This window comes from Streptomyces sp. CNT372, from assembly GCF_000377145.1.
This window is the reverse complement of record NZ_KB897777.1, coordinates 469,398-486,596: the sequence shown is the minus strand read 5'-3', so window position 1 is coordinate 486,596 and position 17,199 is coordinate 469,398. Positions and strand designations below refer to the sequence as shown.

Sequence of the window (17,199 nt, the reverse complement as noted above, 5' to 3'; positions counted from 1 at the left end):
CACCAGGGATACCACCGATACCGCGGACACCACGGACACCACCGTGACCGGCTCCGCCGCCCCCGGACCGGGGCCCGCGGCGGAGACCGGCGTCTCCCGCCGCCGGCTGCTCGGGACCGCGGGGGCCGCCGGTGCGACCGGGCTCGCCCTGGGCGCGGCCGGCGGCGCGGCGGCCTGGGCCGGTACGCGGAGCGAGCCGACCGCGCTCACCACGGTCGGCTCCACCGCCGTCCCCTTCCACCGGGGCGACGGGCGCCGGCACCAGGCGGGGATCACCGATCCCCAGCAGGCACACGGGCACCTGGTCGCCTTCGACCTGGCCCCGGGCGCCGGGCGGCGGGAGGCCGCGGCGCTGATGCGACGCTGGTCCGCGCTGGCCGGGGAGCTGATGGGGGGCCGGCCCGCGGCGGACGGGGACACCGGGATCGCCCTCGACGCGGGGCCGTCCTCGCTGACCGTCACCTTCGGCTTCGGGCACACCTTCTTCGACCGCACCTCCCTGGTCGCGGCCCGGCCCGCGCAGCTGGACCCGCTGCCGGCCTTCTCGGCGGACGCCCTGGACGCGAAGCGGTCCGAGGGCGACCTGTGGGTGCAGATCGGCGCGGACGACGCGCTGGTCGCCTTCCACGCCCTGCGCGCCCTCCAGAAGGCGGCGGGCGAAGCGGCCCGGGTGCGCTGGCAGACGACCGGCTTCAACCGCTCCCCGGGAGCCACCACCAAGCCCATGACGGCCCGCAACCTGATGGGTCAGGTCGACGGCACCGGCAACCCGAAGCCCTCCGAACCGGACTTCGCCCAGCGGGTGTTCGTGCCGTCCTCGGCCGATCCGGCCTGGATGGCGGGGGGTTCGTACGCGGTGTTCCGGCGGATCCGGATGCTGCTGGACGACTGGGAGAAGCTCTCCCTCGGCGAGCAGGAGAAGGTGATCGGCCGGCGCAAGTCCGACGGCGCGCCGCTGACCGGCGGCACGGAGACCACCGAGCCCGACCTCGACGCGACCGGAGCGGACGGCAGGCCGGTGGTCCCGGCGAACGCCCACGCCCGGATCTCGGCACCCGAGCAGAACGGCGGCGCGGCGATGCTGCGGCGGCCGTTCTCCTACCACGACGGAATCGCGGCGGACGGGACACCGGACGCGGGACTCCTCTTCGTCTGCTGGCAGGCGGACCCGTTGCGCGGCTTCGTGCCGGTGCAGCGCAAGCTCGACCGCGGGGACGCGCTCTCACCGTTCGTCCGGCACGAGGCGAGCGGGCTCTTCGCGGTGCCGGCCGCGCCGGCTGCGGGCGAGTACGTGGGCCAGCGACTGCTGGAGGGCTGAGCCGGGCCCGGGGGCACCGAGCGCCGGGCCTGTCCGGGGCGGGGCCGGGTGCCCGTCCGGGGTGGGGGCGGGTACCCGTCCGGGCGCCGGACGGCACGGCGGGCGGGTGCGGTCAGGCCCTAGGGTGACGGGTATGTCCGCCACGCGCTTCACGTATCTGGGTCCCGAGGGCACCTTCACCGAGGCCGCCCTGCGCACGCTCCCCGAGGCCGCCACCCGGGAACTCGTCCCGATGGTCTCCGTCCCCGCGGCGCTCGACGCCGTGCGGGCCGGTGAGGCCGCGGCGGCGCTGGTGCCGATCGAGAACTCGGTGGAGGGCGGTGTCACCGCCACCCTCGACGAACTCGCCGCGGGCGAGCCCCTGATGATCTACCGCGAGGTTCTGCTGCCGATCTCCTTCGCCCTGCTGGTGCGGCCCGGCACCGGGCTGGCCGGGATCAAGACCGTCACCGGTCACCCGGTCGCCCAGCCCCAGGTGCGCAACTGGCTGCGGGCCCATCTCCCGGACGCCCTGTGGGAGTCGGCGGCGTCCAACGCGGACGGGGCCCGTCTGGTGCAGGAGGGCCGGTACGACGCGGCCTTCGCGGGCGAGTTCGCCGCGGCGACGTACGGGCTGGAGCCCCTGGTCACGGAGATCCACGACGCGCAGAACGCGGAGACCCGCTTCGTGCTGGTGGGCCGGCCCGCGCGGCCGTCCGCGCCGACGGGCGCGGACAAGACCTCCGTGGTGATCTGGCTCGGCGACGACCACCCGGGTGCGCTGCTGGAACTCCTCCAGGAGTTCGCGGTGCGCGGGGTCAACCTGATGCTGATCCAGTCCCGGCCGACGGGCGCCGGGATCGGCAACTACTGCTTCGCGGTGGACGCCGAGGGGCACATCTCCGACCGGCGGGTGGGGGAGGCCCTGATGGGCCTCAAGCGGATCTGCCCCAAGGTGCGCTTTCTCGGCTCGTACCCGCGGGCGGGGGTGGCGCGGCAGGATGTGCGGCCCCTGCGCGCGGGGACCTCGGACGCGGAGTTCACCGAGGCGTCGGACTGGCTGGCACGCTGCCAGGACGGGCGCGCGGAGGGCTGAGCCGGGCTCCGGCGGGACCGGGCACAGGCGAGAGCCCAGTCGACCGTGGCCGGTCCTACCTGCTGATTTTCGTTATCCACAAAACTTATCCACAGGCTCGGTTCTCGACCTGGGGACAAGTCGACACAGGTCGCCGCGGAGACCGTCGCACGGTCGACAAATCGGCCCTCGCCACCCAGTTCCGCCCGGGGAGTCGGAGGATGACTTTGTCACCTCAATTCGCGCGATCAACTCTTTAGGGCGAGGAATTCCCACCCGAATGAGTGCGCGAACGCGGTTTGAACCAGGAATCCTCCAGTCGAAGCCAGACCTCGGAATGATCAATTCCTTGGTCCACAGGATCGCCGCACAGCCTGTGGATAACTCTTTCGGATGCCAACCTTCCTGTGGACAAGCGGTCCCGGGACGCGGACACCGACACACACCGCGCCACCGGTGGGGTGGGGTGGGTTGGGGGCCGGTCGGTGGACCGGCCCCGAGACGGGAAAACGTTCCCTTTCCCCGTAAAAGGATCACAATCCCCGCCGGGGACGATTCTCCGCGGCTTTTCTATCAATGCGAGCAATTCGGACAAAGCGACACGCGTGGCAATATGCGGTGGGGTGGCCCGAGTCGGCACCGGTAGCCTGGTGGGGTGATTGACCTTCGTCTGCTCCGTGAGGACCCCGACCGTGTCCGCGCCTCCCAGCGCGCCCGTGGAGAGGACGTCGACCTCGTCGACGCCCTGCTCTCCGCCGATGAGCAGCGGAGGTCCTCGGGCCTGCGCTTCGACGAGCTGCGCGCCGAGCAGAAGTCGCTCGGCAGGCTGATCCCCAAGGCGTCCCCCGAGGAGCGGGCCGAGCTGCTCAAGAAGGCCGAGCAGCTCAAGACCGACGTCAGGGCGGCCGAAGCCGCGCAGAACGACGCGGACGAGGAGACCCGGAGCCTGCTGCTGAAGCTCGGCAACCTGGTCCACGAGGACGTCCCGGTCGGTGGCGAGGAGGACTTCGTCGTCCTGGAGACGCACGGCACCATCCGCGACTTCGGCGCCGAGGGCTTCGAGCCCAAGGACCACCTGGAGCTGGGCGAGGCGCTGGGCGCCATCGACGTCGAGCGCGGCGCCAAGGTCTCCGGCTCGCGCTTCTACTACCTGACGGGCGTGGGCGCCCTGCTCGAACTCGCCCTCGTCAACGCGGCGATCGCGCAGGCCACCGAGGCCGGCTTCGTCCCGATGCTCACCCCCGCGCTGGTCCGCCCTCGTGCCATGGAGGGCACCGGCTTCCTCGGCCAGGCCGCGGAGAACGTGTACCACCTGGAGAAGGACGACTACTACCTGGTCGGCACCTCCGAGGTCCCGCTCGCCGCGTACCACATGGACGAGATCGTCGAGGCGGACAGGCTGCCGCTGCGGTACGCGGGCTTCTCGCCCTGCTTCCGCCGCGAGGCCGGTACCTACGGCAAGGACACCCGGGGCATCTTCCGCGTCCACCAGTTCGACAAGGTCGAGATGTTCTCGTACGTCGCGCCGGAGGACGCCGAGGCCGAGCACAAGCGGCTCCTGGAGTGGGAGAAGCAGTGGCTGACCGGCCTGGAGCTGCCGTTCCAGGTGATCGACGTCGCCTCGGGCGACCTCGGCGCGTCCGCCTCGCGCAAGTTCGACTGCGAGGCGTGGATCCCGACCCAGGGCAAGTACCGCGAGCTGACCTCCGCGTCGAACTGCGACAGCTTCCAGGCGCGCCGGCTCTCCGTACGGATGCGCGACGGCAAGAAGGTGCAGCCGCTGGCCACGCTCAACGGCACCCTGTGCGCCGTGCCGCGGACGATCGTGGCGATCCTGGAGAACCACCAGCTCGCCGACGGCTCGGTGCGGGTGCCCGAGGTGCTGCGCCCGTACCTGGGCGGCCGCGAGGTGCTGGAGCCGATCACCAAGTGAGCGCCGGCAGCTTCCCGTACCGCCTCGTCGCGACCGATCTCGACGGCACGCTGCTGCGGGCGGACGACACCGTCTCGCAGCGCACCCGCGACGCGCTCGCCGCGGCCACCGCGGCGGGTGCCGCGCACATCGTCGTCACCGGGCGCGCGGTGCCGTGGACCCGCCACATCCTGGACGACCTCGGCTACCGGGGCCTGGCGGTCTGCGGCCAGGGCGCGCAGGTCTACCACGCGGGCGAGCACCGGCTGCTCACCTCCGTGACCCTGGACCGGCAGCTGGCCGGGCTCGCCCTCTCCAAGATCGAGGCGGAGGTCGGCCCGCTGCTGCTCGCCGCGAGCCGGGACGGTCTGGACGGCGACGTCCTCATCGGCGACGGATACCGCGCCCAGGGCGGCCCGCTGCCGTACGTCCCGATGCGGGAGCCGTCCGACCTGTGGGCCGCGCCGCTGAACAAGGTCTACATCCAGCACCCCACCCTCGGCGACGACGAACTCGCCGCGGTGGCGCGGGAGACCGTCGGCAGCCTGGTGGACGTGGTGATGGCGGGCGCGGGGATAGTGGAGATCCTGCCGCTCGGCCTGAGCAAGGCGACGGGCCTCTCCCTGGCGGCCCGCCGCCTGGGCCTGCGGGCTGCCGACACCATCGCCTTCGGCGACATGCCCAACGACATCCCGATGTTCGGCTGGGCGGCGCACGGCGTGGCGATGGCCAACGCGCACGACGAACTCAAGGCCGTGGCCCACGAGATCACCGCGTCCAACGACGACGACGGCATCGCCGTCGTCCTGGAACACCTCCTCGCCGACGCCTGAGCCCGCCGACCGACGGGGCCGGGGCGGCCCGCGCAACCGCGCGCTCGAAGCGGCCACCCCGGCCCCGTGCCCGGTGCCGTGCGCTGGGCACTGTGCACCGGTTCGTCCACTGTGCCGCGTACACCAGTTCGATGCCACCGAATATTCCGGCGGGCATGCCGGATGCCGCCGGCCACGCGGCACCGACCCGCGACCGGCGGCGTACGGCTGCCGGGTGTCAGCGCCGCCGTCGGCGCAGCTCCCTCAACTGCCGGACCGCGTCGTCCATCCTGGCGTCCATCCGGACCATGTCGTCGGACAGCTCGCACAGCCTGCTGCTCATCGCCCCGACCACACGGTTGGTGGCGTCGAGCCGCCGGTCGAGGCTGTCCAGCCGCAGGGACATCCGCTGCAGCACGGGCCCCAGCTCCTGGAGCGCCACACCGACCCCGGCGAGCCCGCGCTCGGTCTCGGTGACCCGGCGATCGAGCGAGGCGTGGCTGTCACGCCACCCTTCCTCGGCGTCGAGCAGATAGGCCCGCACCCGCCGCGCGATGTCGCTGTCACGCAGGAGCATGCCGACGTTGAGCACGGTGCGGCGGGTGAAGAGGGTGAGCCCGGACCGGCGCTGTGGATAACTTCCGGGACCTCCGGATGAGAGTGACATGTTGTCACTCTGATATTCGCGCAGCTCAGAGCCTCGCAGCACCCGCATCCCGTTCCCGGCGAGCTCCTCCCGGTGTCGTGACGCCATCTGTCGCACGACCTCTGTGGATACTTCGTAGTACGCCGCGACCCCGTCTGTGGACACATGGACGCCGTCCGGCAGCAGCCGCAGAGCCTTCACCTTGTCGAGCGCCTCGACCCGCCCGTTGACGCTGTCGCGCATCGCGCGCGATTCGAGCAGAACACCTTCTGGTGGCATGGTCATGCCTTCCGTAAGCGGAAACCGATCATGGACGGCCCTGACCCCGGGCACAGGGGTGGAGGTCGGCTCACGGTGCAATCCACTCAATGACCGGCCCGGCGAGATCCCTCGCACCCGGCACCGGCAATCCCCGACTTCACGAACGCTCGACGCTGCTCACTCCAGTTGCCTCCACGCACGGTGGACAACGAACCGATAAGCGCACAGTCACGCGAACGCCCGGCCCCGCGCCGGAAAGGCGGGGCCGGGCGGTGTGGGCGCGGCTCAGGCTGCGCGGGGGGTCACTCCTCGCCCGCGAGGGTGAGGCCGCGGAGTTTCTGGCCCGCGTACCAGGTCGCGGCGACGGTGACACCGGCCAGGAGGGCGACCGCGGCCGGGAGGCCGACGTCGGAGCCGATCAGGCCGTCGCCGGCGATGCGTTCGGCGAGCGAGAGCGACCACTGCTGGACGCTCAGGGTGCGCGCGCCCGGGACCAGGCTGCCGAAGAGGGTCTCCCAGACCAGCGCGTAGACCAGGCCGATGACCACCGCGTGCCGGCTCACCGTCCCCAGCAGCAGGAAGAGTGCGCTGTACGCGATCGAGGCGACCAGCGCGGCGACCGTGTAGGCGATCACGACCTGCTGGCCGTTGCCGTTCAGGATGAAGCCCGCGACGAAGGTCGGGACGGCCGAGAACGCCATCGTGACCGCGATCGCCACGATCAGCTTGGTGAAGACGATCTCCGAGCGCTTCACCGGCTTGGAGAGCAGGTAGACGATCGAGCCGTCGTCGATCTCCGGGCCGATCGAGCCGGTGCCCGCGATCACGCCGATCAGCGGCACCATCGTGGCGAGGGCGAACCCGCCGAGGACATCGGCCGCGATCTGGTCGTCCGGCCCGTTGAAGGTCCGGATCGCGACCGCAATCACGATGAGCACGGCGGGGAGGACGAACAGCACCGCGGCCCGCCGCCTGCCGAGGACGCCCCGGTAGGTGAGCCGGGCGACTGTGGGGTTGTACATCTGCGTCACCGCTCCTTTCAGGCCGTCACGAGGTAGGAGAAGACCGATTCGAGGGACTCGTCGGAGGGCGAGACCGTCAGCAGCCGGATGGAGTGCTCCCGCGCGACCCTCGGCAGCAGTTCCGTGAACCGGCCGAAGTCCACCGCCTGCACGCGCAGCGCGCCCTCGGTCACGTCGACCTCGATCCCGGCCGTCGACGGGTCCGCGATCAGCGCCGCCGCGAGCGCGCGGTCGTCGCTGGAGCGCACCAGATAGCGGTGCGGCCGGTCCGTCATCAGCCGGCGGATCCGCCGGAAGTCGCCGCTGGCCGCGTGCCGGCCGGCGACGATCACCTCGATGTGCGAGGCGAGTTGCTCGACCTCCTCCAGGATGTGCGAGGAGAACAGCACGGTCCGGCCGTCCGCGCCCATCCGCCGCAGCAGGTCCATGAGCTGCATCCGCTGCCGCGGGTCCATCCCGTTGAACGGCTCGTCCAGCAGCAGCACGGAGGGGTCGTGCACCAGCGCGGAGGCCATCTTCACGCGCTGCCGCATGCCCTTGCTGTACGTGCCGATCTTGCGGTCCTGCGCGTACTCCATCTCGACCGTGGCGAGGGCCGTGCGGGCGGCCCGCGCGTCCAGGCCGTGGAGTTCGGCGTTGGCGACGACGAACTCCTCGCCGGTGAGGAAGTCGTACATGGCCTCCCGCTCGGGGACCACGCCGATGTGCCGGTAGACCGTCTCATTGCGCCAGATCGGCTTCCCGTCGAGGCTGACGGTGCCGGTGGAGGGCGCGAGGAAGCCGCCCATCATGTTGATCAGGGTGGACTTCCCGGCGCCGTTGGGGCCGAGGAGCCCGGTGACGCCGGGCCCGATCGTCATCGTGACGTCGTTGACGGCGACGACGTTGCCGAACCACCGTGAGGTGTTCGCGATCTCGATCGTGGTCACAGTCCGACCTTTCGGTAGCGGCGCATCAGGATCCCGTACGAGGCGGCGACCAGCGCGAGGACGACCGCCAGATAGACGACGCCGACGCCCGCGCCCGGCCCCTGCCCGCCCGGGAACGCGGAGGTCGCGCCCAGGAACGCGGTCCCCACGCCGTCGATCAGCGTCACCGGCGAGAACAGGCCCAGCCACTCCACCACACCCGGCGAGCCGGTCTCCCAGGCGATGGCCTGGACGGTGGAGACGGCGCCGTAGGTGATCGTCATGGTGGCGATGACCGCCGCGACGCCGAAGCCGCGCCGCGGGGTGAGCGCCGCGAGCACCAGCCCGATCCCGCCGAAGAGGAGGGAGAGCAGTGCCACGGAGACCATGCCCTGCGCGAAGCCCTTCGTCTGGTCGGCGAAGTCGAACTTGGCCAGCAGCGCGCCGAGATAGAGGATCACCAGCGGCACACCGGTGAGGACGAAGAGGGCCGAGGCCATCGCCGCGAACTTGGCCACCACGTAGTCCACCCGCTCGATGGGGCGCGAGAAGTACAGCGGAACCGACTTGAAGCGCAGATCGCGGGAGACGGACTGCGGGGCCTGCGCGGCGAGGAAGAGCGCGATCAGGGCCTGCATCACGATGGCGTAGCGGGTGTACTCCATGGGGAGTTCGGTGGTGTTGGGCACCGCGACCGCCACCGCGACCATGATCGCGGCCACCAGGACCATGATGCCCGTCAGGATCATCGGCAGGACCTTGGACTTCGCCGAGCGGCCCAGGCCGAACGCCCCGCGCAGCGACTGCGCGTACAGCGAGCGGCGGGCGTAGGCGCGGCCCAGCCGGGGGCCCTCGTAGTGGCGGTAGCCGATGTTGTGGATACGCGTCGCGTCGGGGGCGCCGCCGGCGCGCGACACGGATGTTCCGGGGGTGTGCGTGCTCACCGGGACTGCACCTCCATGCTCCCCTCGGCCGCCTCCCGCGCCTCGGTCCGGAAGACCTCGGCGATGTGGTGGCGGCGCTGTTCCATCCGGACCAGACCCAGGCCGAGGCCCGCGACCGTGTCCCGGACGACGTCGTAGGTCTCCTCGCCGGTGGCCTCCAGCAGCAGGATGTGACCCGCACCCGGCAGGCCCTCCTCGGTGCTCGCAGCCAGCCGGACCCCGGCGGCGGTCAGGGCCGCGCTCAGGGCGGCGGTGCCGTCCGGGTGGGCGTCGGAGTCGGTGACCTCGACCGCGAGGGTGGTCGTGGTGCGGGTGAAGTCCTGGGTGGAACTGGACCTCAGCAGGGCGCCGCCGTCGATGACGACGACGTGGTCGCAGGTGCGCTCCAACTCGCCCAGCAGGTGGGAGGTGACGAGGATCGAGATCCCGAAGTCCGTGTGGACACGGCGGATCAGGCCCAGCATGTCGTCCCGGCCGACCGGGTCGAGGCCGTTGGTCGGCTCGTCCAGCAGCACCAGCTGCGGGTCGTGGACCAGCGCCTGGGCCAGTTTGACCCGCTGCTTCATACCGGTCGAGTAACCGCCGATGGGGCGGTACCGCTCCTCGTAGAGCCCGACATGGCGCAGGGTGTCGGCGGTCCGCTCGCGGGCGGCGGCCGGCGGGAGCCCGGACATGCGCGCCATGTGGACGACGAACTCGGTGGCCGAGACGTCGGGCGGCAGGCAGTCGTGCTCGGGCATGTAGCCGACGCGCTCGCGGATCTCGGCGCCGCTCGTGGCCACGTCGAGGCCGAGCACTGCGGCACGGCCCTCGGTGGCGGGGGACAGACCCAGCAGGATCTTGATCAACGTGGACTTGCCGGCTCCGTTGGCGCCCACCAGGCCGGTCACACCGGGGCCGATGTCCAACGAGAGCCGGTCAAGCGCGGTCACCCGGGGGAACCGCTTGCTCAGGCTTTCGGTCGCGATCACAGTCACGCTTCGACGGTAGTGGCGCGCACCACACCGCACGTCAGCCTCGCGGGCCGAACCGTGTCCGACTCCAGAACTACGGGCCCGTAGGGGCCGTGCGACCTGAGAGGTGTCGGGGCGCGCCGCCCCCGGCCGGCCGCGGGGTGCCGGGACCGGCCGGTAGCCGGGACGGACGGAAGCCGGGCAGCCAGGCACCCGGGAGGTTTTCCACAGGCGCGGCGGACCTCTTGACGCAGCCGTCGGGCATTGTCACATTCATCGGTGTCAGATCACAGCACGTGGCACGGCGGGGACGGACCGTGGCAGGGGCCGGGGAGAGGGAGAGTCCAGTGGGCACCAGGGGTCTGCAGGGGGCGCGCGAGCGCCGGATCCGGACCGGCGGCATCGAGCTGTGCGTGGCGGAGCTGGGTGACGCGGCACGGCCGACGGTGCTGCTGGTGCACGGCTATCCGGACAGCAAGGAAGTCTGGTCCGAGGTCGCCTCCCGGCTCGCCGACCGCTTCCACGTGGTCCTCTACGACGTGCGGGGGCACGGCCGCTCGACCGCCCCGAAGCCGCTGCGCGGCGGGTTCACCCTGGCCAAGCTGACCGACGACTTCCTGGCGGTCGCCGACGCGGTGAGCCCCGGCCGGCCGGTCCATCTGGTCGGCCACGACTGGGGCTCCGTGCAGGGCTGGGAGTTCGTGACCACCCCGCGCACCCGGGGCCGGATCGCCTCCTTCACCTCGATGTCGGGGCCGTCCCTGGACCACTTCGGCCACTGGATCAAGCGCAGGATGTCCCGGCCCACCCCCCGCCGGGTCGGCCAACTCCTCGGCCAGGGCGCCAAGTCCTGGTACGTGTACATGCTCCACACCCCGGTCCTGCCGGAGCTTGCGTGGCGCGGCCCGCTGGGCAGGCGCTGGCCCCGGATGCTGGAGAAGCTGGAAGGGGTGCCCGCCGGGGACTACCCGACGGCCTCCCTGCCGCAGGACGCGGCCCACGGCGCCTGGCTCTACCGGGACAACGTCCGCACCCGGCTGCGGCACCCCCGCGAGGACGCGCACGCCCACGCGCCCGTGCAGCTGATCACACCGACCGGTGACGCCTTCCTCTCCGAGCGGCTCTACGACGACCTGGGCGCGTGGGTGCCGGAGCTGACCCGGCGCACCCTGGACGCGAAGCACTGGGTCCCGCGCACCCGGCCCGATCAACTGGCCTTGTGGATATCCGAGTTCATCACGGCGCACGAGGGGGGTGAAGGTGCCGTGGAGCAGCGCACATCGCTCACGGCCCCGGCCGCGCAGGGGGAGTACGGGCAGCGCTTCGGCGGCCGGCTCGTCCTGGTCACGGGCGCGGCCAGCGGCATCGGCCGGGCGACGGCGCTGGCCTTCGCCCGGGTCGGCGCCCGGGTCGTGGCGGTGGACCGGGACGCGGAGGGCGCGGCGCGGGTGGCCGAGGAGGCCCTGGACGAGGGCGCCCCGGGTGCGTGGGCCGAGGCGGTGGACGTGAGCGACGAGCAGGAGATGGAGAAGCTCGCCGACCGCGTCGCCGCCGAGCACGGGGTGGTGGACGTCCTGGTCAACAACGCCGGTGTGGGCCTTGCCGGTTCGTTCCTGGACACGGGCACGGACGACTGGAAGCGGGTGCTGGACGTCAACCTGTGGGGCGTGATCCACGGCTGCCGGCTCTTCGGCCGGCAGATGGCGGAGCGCGGTCAGGGCGGCCACATCGTCAACATCGCGTCTGCCGCGGCCTTCCTGCCGTCCCGCACCCTGCCCGCGTACAGCACCTCGAAGGCGGCCGTGCTGATGCTGAGCGAGTGCCTGCGGGCGGAGCTGGCCGGGCAGGGGATCGGGGTGTCCGCGATCTGCCCCGGCGTCGTCAACACCAACATCACCGCGACCTCCCGCTTCGCCGGGGTCGACGCGGCGGAGGAGGAGCGCCGGCAGAAGAAGTCCACCCGGCTCTACAGGCTGCGCAACTATCCGCCGGAGAAGGTCGCGGAGGCGGTGCTGCGGGCCGTGGCGAGGAACCGGGCCGTGGCACCGGTGACGCCCGAGGCCCGGGGCGCCCGGCTGCTGTCGCGACTCGCCCCGAAGGCCCTGCGCGGTCTCGCCCGGCTCCAGCCCCCGCTGTGAACGGGTCCGTGGCCAAGGGCCCCGCACCCGGGGAACCGTCCGCCGAGTACCGGATAGAGGATCTGGCCCACCTCAGCGGGGCCACGGTCCGCACCATCCGCGCCTACCAGGACCGCGGCCTGCTGCCGAGGCCGGAGCGGCGCGGCCGGGCCAATGTGTACGGGGCGGCGCACCTGACCCGGCTGCGGCAGATCGCGGATCTGCTCGACCGCGGGTACACCCTGTCCTCCATCAAGGAGTTGCTGGAGGCATGGGACGCGGGGCGGGGCCTCGGCGGGGTGCTCGGTCTCGTCGCCGAGGTGCAGGGCCCGTGGACGGACGAGGAGACGACGCGGATCACCCGCGCCGAGCTGGACGCGGCCTTCGGCGGGGCACCGGACGAACGGGCCCTGGCCGAGGCGGTGGAGCTCGGTGTGCTGGAGCCGGTCCCGGGCGCCCGGGACGAGTTCCTGGTGCCGAGCCCCCAAGAGCTCGCGGTGGCGGTGGAGTTGTACGCCGAGGGTGTGCCACTTCGGGCGATCTCCGCGCATCTGAGGGAACTTCGGCTCCAGGTCGAGCACATCGCCTCCCGTTTCCTGGAGTTCACCACCGAGCATGTCTTCGCCCGCTATCTGGAGCACGGGCCGCCCAGCGATGCCGAGGCGGCGGAGGCGGCCTCCCTGGTGCGGCGGCTCCGGCCGCTGGCCCGGCAGACGGTGGACGCGGAACTCGCTCGTGCCATGCAGCTGTTCGCGACGCGGCACCTGCGCCGGCACCTCGCTCCGGGGAAGACGGATGAACCGGCTGCCGGCACCCGATCCGTCGTCCTTCCGGCCGGGGTGATCGACGGCGTGGAGAGGCTTGTTGGGGTTGACGGGGTCGTGGAGTTCATCGCCGCCGCGACCGAACGGGAGGTCAGGGCACGTGTGATGGACCGTCTGGCAGCAAATCACGTCAAAGAACGCATAGTTGATCAAATGGACTGAAAGGGCAGATCCGTTGTCCACAGAATGCTCAATGCGCCTGTGGATAAAGCGAGTTGGCTGTGGATCAAACCCTGCGACCGAAACCGATTCGAGTGGCGGCCGCGGCCTTCCCCCGGCACTCTGACCCGATGGAACCGATGGAACCGATGAATCCGAAGGACCCGGGACCGGACGCTCCCCCGCCCGACGCACGCCGCACGGTCACGGTCTCGAAGTACCTCTCCAAGCACCTGCGGCACCAGCCGGAGCGGATCGGCATCAGCCTGGACGCCCAGGGCTGGGTGGCGATCGACGAGCTGATGCGGGCCGCGGCCGAGCACGGGTTCCGCTTCACCCGCGCCGAACTCGACCGCGTCGTCGCCGTCAACGACAAGCGCCGCTTCACCGTCGACGGCTCCCTGATCCGGGCCAACCAGGGACACACGGTCGAGGTGGACCTCGGTCTGCCGCCCGCCGAACCACCCGAGTACCTGTACCACGGCACGGTCGCCCGCAATCTGGACGCGATCCGTACCGAGGGGCTGCGCCCGATGGCCCGGCACGACGTGCATCTCTCCCCCGACCGGGAGACCGCGACCCGGGTGGGCGCGCGGCGCGGCCGCCCGGTCGTCCTGTCCGTGCACGCGGGAGCCATGCACCGCGCCGGACACGTCTTCCGGGTCAGCGCGAACGGGGTGTGGCTGACGGCCTCGGTGCCCCCGGAGCACATCCGCTTCCCCGGGGCGTAGGCCGGGCGCGGAACCGTACCGTGCCCGGACCACACCGGGACGGCCCGCCGCCCGTGCGGCTCGGGCCCGTGGGGTCAGTCCCCGAGCTGCGCCAGGCCCTCCGTGGCGATGCGCTCGAACACGTCCGGGTCGACCGCGAAGTCCGAGTCGGGAATCGGGGCGTGGATCACCAGCTCGGTGAAGCCCAGCTCACGGTGCCGCCCCGCGAAGTCGACGAAGGCGTCGACCGACTCCAGCAGCCGCGTCCGGTCCGGGGTGAACCCCGTGAGCAGGATCTTCTCGATCCCGGCGGGCTCCCGGCCGATCTCCGCGCACGCGCCGGCGAGGGCGTCCGCCTGCCGGCGCAGTGCCTCGCGCGACTGCTCCGGTGTCCCCGACTCGAAGAGCTTGGGGTCGCCCGTCGTCACCCACGCCTGCCCGTACCGGGCCGCCAGCCGCAGGCCGCGCGGACCGGTCGCCGCGACCGCGAACGGCAGCCTCGGCCGCTGGACGCAGCCCGGGATGTTGCGGGCCTCCACGGCCGAGTAGTAGGTGCCCTCCTGGGAGACGTCCCCTTCGGTGAGCAGCCGGTCGAGCAGCGCCGTGAACTCGGCGAACCGATCCGCCCGTTCCCTGGGGGACCACGGCTCCTGCCCGAGGGCGGTCGCGTCGAAGCCGACGCCGCCCGCCCCGATCCCGAGCACGATCCGCCCGTCGGAGACGTCGTCCAGCGAGATCAGCTCCTTGGCGAGGGTCACCGGGTGCCGGAAGTTCGGCGAGGTGACGAGGGTGCCGAGCCGGATCCGGTCGGTGACCGCCGCGGCGGCGGTGAGCGTGGGGACCGCGCCGAACCACGGCCCGTCGCGGAAGGTCCGCCAGGACAGGTGGTCGTAGGTGTACGCGGCGTGGAAGCCGAGTTCCTCGGCGTGCCGCCACTTGGCGCGGCCTCCCTCGTGCCAGCGGTCGATCGGCAGGATCACGGTGCTCAGTCGCATGGTGGTGACCCTACGCGCAGGCGTCCTGAGCACCGGAGGCCCCCATCCCGGGAGCCGGCCGCACCGGGCCGCGGGCGGCCGGCCCCGGACGCCGTGCCGGCCCCCGACTGCTGTTACCCGGCGACACCGGTCTTGGGCCCGGTGTGCCGGGAGCATGCGCGCCAGGGCGGAAAGGCCCGACGGGCGGAGTGCGCACCGCGGCATGCCGACGTCGCCGCGCCGGCGCGCCACCAGCCGGTCAGGGGGCCGTCTCACATCGGCCGCCGGCGGCACGGAACACGGCCGAGCTGTGCGCCGCTGCGGTCACCGCGTCGAGCACACCGCGATCCGGCGGGCCCCGGCGGACCTCAGGACGGCCCCGCCGCCGTCCAGCCCCGTCCGGTCACCTGAACGGGTGGCGATGACGTCCGGCTGTGACGCCTGCCCGGGATGCGTACCCCTCCTCTGGCAACGTGCGCGCTGTCGCCGAGCGACCGTGACCCGACCGCGCGAGCCCCGGCGGCCTCATGTCCCCGCCCGGAAAGGCGACTCCCGTGGGTCTTCGCAGAGCCGCACTGCTCACCGCCGTTCTCGCCGGCCTCACGGTCGGCGCCTCCCTGCCGGCCGCCACCGGCGGCCCGCCGGCCGGGCACGGGGTGCTGAAGCAGCAGGGGGTGGTACGCAGCGGAGACCGGCCCATCGCCGCCGCCGAGGTGACGCTGCTCCAGGCCGGGGACCGCCCCGGAGCCGGTGCCCGCCGACTGGCCCGCACCCACAGCGACGCCCACGGCCGCTTCACCCTGTCGTACCGTGCCCCGGACAGCCCGGACGCCGTGCTGTACCTGACCGCGGACGCGGGCCCCGCCGGCCACCCGCACGGCAGGGCCGGAAAGCGTGTTCGGCCGGTCCGGCTGGTCGCGATGATCGGCACCGGGCGGCGCCACGGCAAGGTCGTGCTCAACGAGCGCACCACGGTCGCCGCGGGCTTCTCGATGGCGCAGTTCACCGAGCGTGGTGAGGTCGCGGGCCGCCGTCCCGGACTTCAGAACGCCGCGGCCGTCTCGCACAACCTCGCGGACATCGGCGACGGGTCGGCGGCCGAGGTACTCGCCACCGCACCGAACGGGGAGCAGACCTCCACCCTGCGCGCCTTCAACACCCTGGCAGACATCCTGTCCGGCTGTACCGCGGGACAGACCTGCGAGAGTCTCTTCTCCCTGGCCGGGCGCCCCGGGGCCCCCGCGCCCCGGGAGACCTTCCAGGCCGTCGCGGACATCGCCCGGCTCCCCGGCAACCACCCCGCCGAGCTGTTCGCCCTGGGCGAGGGCCGCGACACCTACCGGCCCCGGCTGGCCGAGGCACCCGACGCATGGACCATCGCGCTGCGCTACGTGGGCAACGGGCATGAACTGGACGGTCCTGGAAACGTCGCGTTCGACGCGGCGGGCACGGCCTGGATCGTCAACAACTACACGTACAACCCCGATCCCCTGAAGTCGGTGTGCGGCTCCCGCATCCTGTCCCGGTTCACGCCGACGGGCCGGGCGTTCCCCGGCGCGCCCTACCGGGGCGGCGGGCTGTACGGGGTGGGCTTCGGCGCCGCCATCGACCCGAAGGGGCAGGTCTGGGCCGCCAACTTCGGGTTCCAGGGCACCGGTTGCCCCCTCGACGCCAGCCGTCTCTACCGCAGCGTCTCGCAGTTCACGCCTGAGGGACGGCCGCTCTCGCCGCCGCGGGGCTGGCGCTTCGGCGACATCGTCCAGCCCCAGGGGACCGCGTCGGACCGGGAGGGAAACATCTGGATCGCCAACTGCGGCGGCCGGAGCGTGACCAGGATTCCGCACGGGGACGCCGTCCGGGCCCGGAACATCGCGCCGGGCGGCGACAGTCTGGTCAAGCCGTTCGGCGTCACAGTGGACCCCCGGGGCCAGGCATGGGTGACCGGGAACGGGAGCAACAGCGTGGCGCTGCTCTCCCCGCAGGGCCGGCCGTTGCGCTCGATCACCGGCGGCGGCATCAAGCGGCCCATGGGCATCGCCTCCGACACGCTGGGCAATGTATGGGTGGCCAACGGCGGAGTGGTGGTCGCGCCCTGCGAGGGCACCACCCCCGCGATGCTCGCCGAGGCGGTCGAGGACATCGTCACGCGCCACGTCGACGCTTCGGTCACCCTGGTTCGTCCCGACGGGACCACAGCCGCCGAGCCGTTCGTCAACGACGGCCTGTTCCTGCCCTGGGGGATCGCCGTCGACGGCGACGACACCGTCTGGGTGGCGAACTTCGGCGGTCACCGCCTGGCCAACCTGTGCGGCGCCCGCGTGTCCGCCTGCCCGCCCGGCCTCCGTACGGGCGATCCCATCTCCCCGGCCGGCACCGGTTACACCAGCGACGGACTGGAGCGGAACACCGCCGTACAGATCGACCCCTCCGGAAACGTCTGGCTGGCCAACAACTGGCGCACCATCCCGTTGCAGACCAACCCCGGCGGACACGAGATGGTGGTCTTCGTCGGGCTGGCCGCCCCGGTCCGCACTCCGCTGCTCGGACCGCCGCGGCAGCTCTGACCGGGCACAGCCGGCCGCTCA

General features: G+C 72.3%; 14 protein-coding genes. 8 read left to right on the top strand and 6 right to left on the bottom strand.

The annotated features are described in order from the left end of the window. Nucleotides 1-43: 43 nt before the first annotated feature. The 4 genes from efeB to C593_RS0104720 all read left to right on the top strand — a co-directional run bounded on the left by efeB (nucleotide 44) and on the right by C593_RS0104720 (nucleotide 5,117). Complete coding sequence (gene efeB / locus C593_RS0104735; protein WP_051093624.1) at nucleotides 44-1,318, top strand: iron uptake transporter deferrochelatase/peroxidase subunit; 1,275 nt, start codon at nucleotides 44-46, stop codon at nucleotides 1,316-1,318. Between the two features lie 133 nt (nucleotides 1,319-1,451). Next, nucleotides 1,452-2,393, top strand: coding sequence for a prephenate dehydratase (gene pheA, locus C593_RS0104730; protein WP_018846163.1), 942 nt, complete (start codon nucleotides 1,452-1,454; stop codon nucleotides 2,391-2,393). A 634-nt stretch (nucleotides 2,394-3,027) separates the two neighbouring features. Then, nucleotides 3,028-4,305: a serine--tRNA ligase gene (gene serS, locus C593_RS0104725; RefSeq protein WP_018846162.1), complete on the top strand. Its 1,278-nt coding sequence runs from the start codon at nucleotides 3,028-3,030 to the stop codon at nucleotides 4,303-4,305. Next, on the top strand, nucleotides 4,302-5,117 hold the full coding sequence (locus C593_RS0104720) for an HAD family hydrolase (RefSeq protein WP_018846161.1): 816 nt from the start codon (nucleotides 4,302-4,304) through the stop codon (nucleotides 5,115-5,117). Before serS ends, C593_RS0104720 begins: the two co-directional genes overlap by 4 nt. Before the next feature lie 217 nt (nucleotides 5,118-5,334). Here the strand turns inward: C593_RS0104720 and C593_RS0104715 are convergent, their stop codons facing one another. The 5 genes from C593_RS0104715 to C593_RS0104695 form a co-directional block, all read right to left on the bottom strand. Beyond that, nucleotides 5,335-6,021, bottom strand: a complete 687-nt coding sequence (locus C593_RS0104715; RefSeq protein WP_026277351.1) for a hypothetical protein — start codon at nucleotides 6,019-6,021, stop codon at nucleotides 5,335-5,337. A 284-nt stretch (nucleotides 6,022-6,305) separates the two neighbouring features. Continuing rightward, complete coding sequence (locus C593_RS0104710) at nucleotides 6,306-7,025, bottom strand: ABC transporter permease (RefSeq protein ID WP_018846159.1); 720 nt, start codon at nucleotides 7,023-7,025, stop codon at nucleotides 6,306-6,308. 17 nt (nucleotides 7,026-7,042) lie between these two features. After that, on the bottom strand, nucleotides 7,043-7,954 hold the full coding sequence (locus C593_RS0104705) for an ABC transporter ATP-binding protein (RefSeq protein WP_018846158.1): 912 nt from the start codon (nucleotides 7,952-7,954) through the stop codon (nucleotides 7,043-7,045). Continuing rightward, entirely contained in the window at nucleotides 7,951-8,877 is a 927-nt protein-coding gene (locus C593_RS0104700) for an ABC transporter permease (protein ID WP_026277350.1), read from the bottom strand. The genes C593_RS0104705 and C593_RS0104700 overlap by 4 nt, the downstream gene beginning before the upstream one ends. Further along, on the bottom strand, nucleotides 8,874-9,848 hold the full coding sequence (locus tag C593_RS0104695; RefSeq protein WP_018846156.1) for an ABC transporter ATP-binding protein: 975 nt from the start codon (nucleotides 9,846-9,848) through the stop codon (nucleotides 8,874-8,876). Before C593_RS0104695 ends, C593_RS0104700 begins: the two co-directional genes overlap by 4 nt. 329 nt (nucleotides 9,849-10,177) lie before the next feature. On the opposite strand from C593_RS0104695, the gene C593_RS0104690 reads away from it, so the two are divergent. The 3 genes from C593_RS0104690 (at nucleotide 10,178) to C593_RS0104680 (ending at nucleotide 13,661) form a co-directional block, all read left to right on the top strand. After that, nucleotides 10,178-11,968 carry an SDR family oxidoreductase gene (locus C593_RS0104690; RefSeq protein ID WP_018846155.1) on the top strand — a complete coding sequence of 597 codons (1,791 nt, stop codon included), beginning with the start codon at nucleotides 10,178-10,180 and terminating at the stop codon, nucleotides 11,966-11,968. Continuing rightward, a complete protein-coding gene (locus C593_RS0104685; RefSeq protein ID WP_020610225.1) occupies nucleotides 11,965-12,933 on the top strand; it encodes a MerR family transcriptional regulator in 969 nt (322 codons plus the stop codon). Before C593_RS0104690 ends, C593_RS0104685 begins: the two co-directional genes overlap by 4 nt. 128 nt (nucleotides 12,934-13,061) lie before the next feature. Beyond that, nucleotides 13,062-13,661 (top strand): RNA 2'-phosphotransferase, encoded by a 600-nt coding sequence (locus C593_RS0104680; RefSeq protein ID WP_486591072.1) that lies wholly within the window; start codon nucleotides 13,062-13,064, stop codon nucleotides 13,659-13,661. A gap of 74 nt (nucleotides 13,662-13,735) precedes the next feature. Here the strand turns inward: C593_RS0104680 and C593_RS0104675 are convergent, their stop codons facing one another. After that, on the bottom strand, nucleotides 13,736-14,635 hold the full coding sequence (locus C593_RS0104675) for an LLM class flavin-dependent oxidoreductase (protein WP_018846152.1): 900 nt from the start codon (nucleotides 14,633-14,635) through the stop codon (nucleotides 13,736-13,738). 533 nt (nucleotides 14,636-15,168) lie between these two features. Between C593_RS0104675 and C593_RS0104670 the strand changes: the two genes are divergently transcribed. Beyond that, nucleotides 15,169-17,178 carry an NHL repeat-containing protein gene (locus tag C593_RS0104670; protein WP_018846151.1) on the top strand — a complete coding sequence of 670 codons (2,010 nt, stop codon included), beginning with the start codon at nucleotides 15,169-15,171 and terminating at the stop codon, nucleotides 17,176-17,178. Nucleotides 17,179-17,199 lie beyond the last annotated feature (21 nt).